Annotated in this window: 2 protein-coding genes; both read right to left on the bottom strand. The window is 60.8% G+C overall.

Features of this window, described 5'->3' with window-relative positions; translation table 11 throughout:
* Positions 1-529 precede the first annotated feature (529 nt).
* Complete coding sequence (locus AC1D1G_RS44805) at positions 530-1,564, bottom strand: NADP-dependent oxidoreductase (protein ID WP_206017090.1); 1,035 nt, start codon at positions 1,562-1,564, stop codon at positions 530-532.
* Between the two features lie 22 nt (positions 1,565-1,586).
* Positions 1,587-1,757 carry a transposase gene (locus AC1D1G_RS44800; RefSeq protein ID WP_155756162.1) on the bottom strand — a complete coding sequence of 57 codons (171 nt, stop codon included), beginning with the start codon at positions 1,755-1,757 and terminating at the stop codon, positions 1,587-1,589.
* Positions 1,758-1,845: the final 88 nt, after the last annotated feature.

Here is a 1,845-nt window from a genome sequence, read left to right as displayed (position 1 = left end):
GTTCCTCACCTGTGTCCACGACCGGGTCCTGCGCACCGGCCTGGCCGAACTCGCCACCCCGACAACCACTCCCGGCCGCCTGCGATCGGCTGCCGCCGCCTATCGCACCGCCGTCGATACCCTCACCGGCACAGCGCAACTCGCAGCCTGAAATATCAAGCAGTCGAACGTGACCCGAACACCACAAACTTGACCCCAAAACCCGGCTACGCCGCTTCTAGCTACCTAGTGCTACTGAAGACCACGACGACTTCGACCGTGCCGCCACCCGATGGTTCGCCACCCCGAACAGGACAGCGTCACGGTCCATTTTTCGAGTCAAGTCCGTGAGCCCCAGCAAGCGGCAGAACACCATGAAGCCGAGGTAATCGATTGCCGCACTGAGGATCGTCCGAGAGGACGGGTGCGAAGCGGCCCCGGGGGGCGCTCGAGTTCTCTACCGCCAGCCGAGCAGGGCATCGCCAGAAAAGTCGATGAGGCGAGCCTGGCGCGACTTGACTGGGAGGCCCAGCCATCTGACGTTGTTCGGTTAGTCGGTGCTCACCTTGACCACGACCTTCCCTTTGTTCTCGCCGGCGAGACTGCGGTTAAGAGTATGTCTCGCATTCTCCAGACCGTCGACCACGGTCTCCGCGGAGCGCAGGGTGCCGGCACTGAGAGCCAGCGATAGCTGTCCAATGATCTCTGCGTAGCGATCCACGTGATCGAAAACGATGAACCCTTGCAAAGTTGCCCTCTGCATGAGCAGCTGACTGACATTACGCAGGCCGCGTTGGGCGTTATCGCCGTTATAGTCGTTGTACTCGGAAACCAGCCCGCAGAGCGTTATTCGTGCCCCGATGTTCAGTCGGCCGAAAACGTGGTCCATGATTTCGCCGCCAACATTTTCGAAGTCCACGTCGATACCATCAGGCGTGGCGTCGTCGAGTTGCTTCTGCCAGTCACCAGCATGTCGGTCAATGCACGCGTCAAACCCCAACTCTTCTACCAGGTATCGACATTTCTCGGCGCCGCCTGCGATACCGACCACACGGGCCCCCCGCCGCTTTGCGAGCTGACCTGCAATAGATCCCACTGCTCCGGCCGCAGCGGATACAAAGAAAGTCTCTCCCGGTCGAGGATCACCGAACTCGACACCGAGGTACGCCGATATTCCGGTGTGGCCCAGGACTCCGACGAACGCGGGGAGGGGGGCCGGTAGCGGATCGGGTAGGACTGTGAATGACATATCTTCACTCGCTGCATCAGCTACGCAATAGTCCTGCCAGCCAGTCAATCCCACAACAAACGAGCCGACAGGAAGATCGTCACGTCGGCTGGCCACGACCTGCCCAACACCGGCCCCGCGCATGACCGCGTCCAATTCGACCGGAGGGATGTAGGAACGCATCGCACTCATCCACACACGATTCGTGGGGTCGACCGACAAGTAGTGCGTCCGAATAAGCGCTTGCCCATCAAGGATCTCGGCAACCGGCTCTTCCAACAATTCCAGGTTATCGGCAGTTACTTCCCCCTCCGGACGACTCCGCAATCGGTAGAGCCGGTTGGTCAAAGTACTCATCACATCTCCTTAAGAGCGTGTCTCATGTGGGGAGCTTCTTGAAGCAGGTGAGTGCGGCGGCGAGGTGAAGGAAGCCGGCGAAGTGTTCGCCGTGGCGCTCGTAGCGGATGGTCATGCGCCGGTAGCCGGTGAGCCAGGCGATGGTGCGTTCGATCTTCCATCGGTACCGGCCTAGGCGATCGTTTCGCTCGATGCCGCGGCGGGCGATCCGCGGGACGATGCCTCGTTCGCGCAGCCACCGTCGGTGAATGTCGTAGTCGTTCGGTGAATGTCGTAGTCGT

The organism is Rhodococcus sp. P3_B8 (genome assembly GCF_056402775.1).
The sequence above is the reverse complement of the archived record's forward strand: the minus strand, read 5'-3'. Positions and strand labels throughout refer to the sequence as shown.

Bases quoted from the DNA above. Each gene is read 5' to 3' on its own strand.
- AC1D1G_RS44805 (WP_206017090.1), bottom strand. From the start codon at position 1,564: ATGAGTACTTTGACCAACCGGCTCTACCGATTGCGGAGTCGTCCGGAG.